General features: G+C 61.1%; 3 protein-coding genes. All 3 read right to left on the reverse strand.

The features are described from left to right. Positions 1–3,488: DUF6531 domain-containing protein (locus HX846_RS08050; protein ID WP_178965226.1), on the reverse strand; the 3,488-nt coding region annotated here is incomplete at its 3' end. Between the two features lie 174 nt (positions 3,489–3,662). Further along, positions 3,663–4,424: an SDR family oxidoreductase gene (locus HX846_RS08055; RefSeq protein WP_003209865.1), complete on the reverse strand. Its 762-nt coding sequence runs from the start codon at positions 4,422–4,424 to the stop codon at positions 3,663–3,665. Then, the coding region (locus tag HX846_RS08060) for an SDR family oxidoreductase (RefSeq protein WP_178965225.1) at positions 4,417–4,777 on the reverse strand (361 nt) is incomplete at its 5' end. The genes HX846_RS08060 and HX846_RS08055, both read right to left, overlap by 8 nt.

Consider the following 4,777-nt stretch of genomic DNA (forward strand, 5'->3'; position numbering starts at 1 on the left):
TCGTGCGAGTGGTTGGCGCGAGTCAGGCGGTCGAGTGGGTCGTAGTGGTAGTCGTGCTGACCTTTTCGAGTGTCGAGAATGCGGGTGAGGTTGCCGCGTTTGTCGTAGTCGTATTGGCGGCGCTGGTGGCGTTGTTCCTGTTGGGTGATCGCGTGGGCGTGCAGGCGGCCCTGGTCGTCATAGTGGTAGTGACTGAGGAGTTGGCCTTGCTGGCGTTGGTGTTCGCGGCCGGATTTGAACAGGTGCGAGGTGAGCAGGCTGCCATTCAGTTCGACGGTGGCGAGGTCGCCACCTTTGTCGTGGTGGAAGGCGAGGCGGTTGTTGTCTGGCAGCCGCAGGTAATTGAGTTGGCCGCATTCGTCGTAGCCATAGCGCAACGTGCCCCAGCCCTGGTGTTCGGCGGTGAGGCGGTTTTGCAGGTCGTATTCGTAATGCAGCGGCCAATGACCGTCGTCGACGCTGAGAAGGTTGCCGAGACGGTCGTAGGTGTAATCGACAATGCTGCGGTCGGGCAGGGTTTTTCTTACCAGGCGACCGGCAGCATCGCGCGCATAACCGGTAACCAACTGACTGCCGTCATCGCCGTATTCGGTCTTTTCCAGCAGATGCCCGGTGAGGTCGTAGGCATAGGCGGTGCGGCGCCCATCAAACCCGATTTCCTGCTGTATCAGGCCGTTGGCGTGGTACTCAAGCCGGTAGGTTTCCCCAACCTCATTTTCGATCTCGGTGAGTAACAACCGAACATTGTCGTAGCGGTATTTGAGCTGCGTGCCGTCCGGATTAATCCGACGGCTGATCAGGTGTAGGCCGTCGGCATATTCGTAGCGCGTAACCCGCCCCAGCTCATCACGCTCGGCAGTGATTTTTCCGTACGGGTTGTAGCTGAATTCGCGTGTGGCCCCGTCAGGCTGAATCACTTTCAGCAAACGACCTACGGCGTCCCACTGATACTGGGTCAGCGCACCATGCTCATCCTCGCAAGCCACCTGCCGCCCCAGCTCGTCATAGCGATAACGCCGCACACCGCCATTCGCCAGTTTTTCCTCAATGAGCTGGCCGCGTTCGTTCCAGATAAAGCGTTGGCTGCTGTTATCCGGATACCAAACACCCGTGAGCTTTCCGTGTTGGGTGTAGGTGTATTCGGTGTAATTGCCGTCCGGATCAGTCTTGCGAGTGATATCGCCTTGATCGTTACGCTGGTATTTCCACACCGCGTCACCACGGCGCACAACCCGTACGAACCCGTTGTCATGCTCGTAGGACGTCGGCGTATCGTCCCCGGGAAACAGCGCAATCAACCGACCGGCTTCGTCGTACTGATAGGCCGTCACCGCCCCCAGCGGATCCTGCTCGACCGTCAGCCGGCCTTTTTCATCGTAGGATTTGAAGTGCTGCGCGCCGTCCGGATCGATCCGCTGCACCAGCCGTGCGCGCTGGTCGTGTACGTAGACTTCCTGGCTGCCATCGGCGTTGTGCACGGTGACCGTGCCGTTGTCATCCCACACATACCGCGTGTCCATCTGCGAAAAGCTGGCCCAGTGCCGGACGCACCTTGCCGCCTTGCCGGACCGTTCCCACTCCCAGAAGAAACTCGCCCCACCGGCCAGTTCCCGCTCCAGGATCACCTGCTGATAGTCGTACCGATAACGCTCGCTTTCTCCTACAGCGTTGGTCGCTTCGATCAACCGCCAGGCATCGTCGTACGTGTAGGAAACAACGTTCTGCTCGGTAACCCAGCCGAGTTCCCGCTGCACCTGATAGTCGACCGCAACGATATGGCCGCGCTCATACCGCAGCAGCAATCCCTGGCCAACATGGTTATCGATCCGATGAATCCGCCCGGAATAATCGCGGGCAATGCGCAGCCGGTTGTCATACCCATCGCTGATCGCCGTCAGCACACCGTCACGGAAGTGGTAGAAAAGCGACGCCTGAGCCAGCACCCATTCATCCGGCAAAGCACCCAGATAAATCGCCGCTTCCGCCAGGCTATTGGTGATCGCCGGCCGTGCAGCAGAGGGCAGGGGAAAGGTGGTACTGCGGTTCTCGTGATCGGTCCACACCACCGATCCGCCGCTCACCACCAAGCGCTGCGCCAGCGCATGACTCCAGCCAAACCCCAACCCGCAATCCACTTCCACGGCACTGCTGCGATACAACCGCGTCCAGACAAATGGCAGCACACCCTCCAACGAGCCATCCGTGAGGGTCAGCAGTTCCTCACCAGTAACCATCGATACCGGGCAGCCATTCGTACAGGTGCTCGCCGAACAAGCCGACGCATCCCCATTGGGGTTTTTCGCCGAAGCTGGCGCATCATCCACAGGCTCCTGCTTCACCAACGCCGTGCGCGCCGTCTTCGGCTCCCGCACCATCGGTGCCGGGTTGGATATCTCGTCCACGCCAGCCTTCAACGGCACCGCCGCAGCCTTGACCGGCACTGCATGACTCTGAAGCGATAACGGCTTAAGCACCTCCGCATGCCTATCCAACGGGGTCGTACCACCCAGCTTGGCAATCTGCTCCAACCACTCCCGTGCCCGCTCGGACCTGACCTTGCCCAGCACCTGCGCGCCCAGCCGTACCGCCACACCCATACCGCCGGTAGCCCACAGCAACAGCAGGTTGAGCAACACCTCGGTGGTGATTTCCCCGAGCAACTCAAACATGTAATGCGGCGGCAGCATGCGCATCCAACTGACCATCGCGGACAGGTAGATGAACAGCAGCGGCTCGTCGCTGAGAATCAACAATCCCTTGGCAATCGCCTCATGACTGAGCTTCAGGAGCGCTCCAAGCTCGGCTTGGGAGAGGTACTGCAGGAGCTTTTCGCTGTTGGGCTTGATGTCTGCCAACCACTGGTACAGCTGCGCAATACCGTCCCAGAGGCCGTAAAGCACGTTTTCAAAGCCCCGCGCATAAGCCAGTTGCAGCGAGGTGTAGCGCTCGCCATAACCCGCCTTGGCATAGCTCTCCCATATCGGCTTGAACGTGCTCGTCCACTGACCGCGCAAGTTGCCTTCCAGCGAGCTGAGCTCGGACTGATAGGAGGCATACAGTGCCTTGATGTGATCCCTGGAAACGTTGGGGTAAAAGCTGACTCGATACTGCCGGTCGACGGTGCACTCGGTGACTTCGAGAATGCCGCTGGGGCCGATGGTCTTATGGATGGGATCGCCGAGGGGACCACCGTCTTGCGCGACTTCCTGCAGCATCACCGGCGTATTGCCGATGGGCACGAACCGTGTGCTCTGGAACATGTGCACCAGGGTCAACGGTGAGTTGGCCTTGCAGGTCGCGACGGTGCTGGCGGGATACAGGGAACGGGTGATGGGCGCGACCAGCGAAACCTCGTCGCCGACCTTGAACACCTGCTCGACATCCAGTGCCGAAAAGCTCCAGAAGCTCTCGGCCCACGCGTCGTAGGTGTTCAGGCAATGTGTGAAGTCGTTGAGAACCCCATCGACGTCGCGCGTCTTCGGGTCCATCGCCGCCACCACCAGAAAGCCAATGGCGGGAATCAAGAGGCAGCCCCATCGGGCAGGGCATTAATCGAAAAAAACATCGGCGTTCCCTCGCGCTGTGTGATCAGGCGAGGGACTTTGCAGAGGTTCTCAGGGCAGGGGAGTAGAGGTTATCCGGCAGTTCGGTAGGACGTTTCGTTAAACCTCCGGCAAGGTCGAGCCGCCATCCACCACCAGCGTTTGCCCAGTGATATAGCCCGCCAGGTCCGATGCCAGGAACAGCATTGCCCCGGCAATATCCGACGGTGCGCCCAGCCGTCCCAGTGGCACCCGGCTGGCGATCTGTGCATTTACCTGGTCATCCCCCAGGTTGCCCATGGCCGGGGTTGCGATCATGCCGGGCTCCACACCGTTGACTCGCACATTCAAACCGGCCAGTTCCAGCGCCGCATTGCGAATGAACCCGTTGACCCCGGCCTTCGACGCCGCATAGTGACTCAACCCCGGAAACGCAACCCGGGGACCTGTGACAGACGACGTAACCAGCACGCAGCCCCGACCCTGACGGCGGAACATCGGCAGCGCCGCCTGGGTCAGCCAGAACAACGCCGAGAGGTTGACCGCCAAGGTACGGCCGAGCATCGCCGGAGTGATCTCGGCAAAGGGCGTCAGCGGAAAATACCCGGCGTTATGCACCAGAATATCCAGCCGCCCCCAGTCGTGTTCCACCCCTGCAATCAGCTCGAAAACCGCAGCCGCATCCGCCAGATCCACCGTCACCGCTTCCACCTGGCAGCCGCGCCCGCACAGCTCCAGCGCGAGCGCCTCTGCCAGTTGCAGGTCGGCGATCATCACCCGCGCACCCCGCAGGGCAAACGCTTCGACGATGGCCCGACCAATACCCTGGGCGCCACCCGTTACCAATACGTTGCGACCAGTGAAATCCAGGTCTTCATTCATGACGCTGCTCCATACGCGCATAGGCCAGCGTCGGCACATCGACGATGCTTGAGCCCCCGTCCGCCACCAGCGTCGCACCCGTAATGATCGACGCGTCACTGGATGCCAGGAAGCGGCACACCCTGGCGATTTCTTCAGCGCTGGCCGGCCGGCGCAACGGCACATCGGCGCACACCCGGTCATAGGCGTGCTGCAGCGTCTCGCCATGGAAATCCATCAACGGCTGCATTTCCTCATCCGCCATCGGCGTGCGCACCCAGCCGGGGCACACCGCGTTCACCCGCACCCCGCGCGGGCCATAATCTCGGGCCAGCGAGCGATTGAGCCCGAGCAAGGCATGCTTGGCCGTGGTG

The sequence above is a fragment of the Pseudomonas sp. K5002 genome, assembly GCF_013386655.1.
Classification (GTDB): domain Bacteria; phylum Pseudomonadota; class Gammaproteobacteria; order Pseudomonadales; family Pseudomonadaceae; genus Aquipseudomonas.

Coding starts and splice junctions, on each gene's coding strand:
- HX846_RS08055 (WP_003209865.1), bottom strand. CDS start 4,424: ATGAATGAAGACCTGGATTTCACTGGTCGCAACGTATTGGTAACGGGT.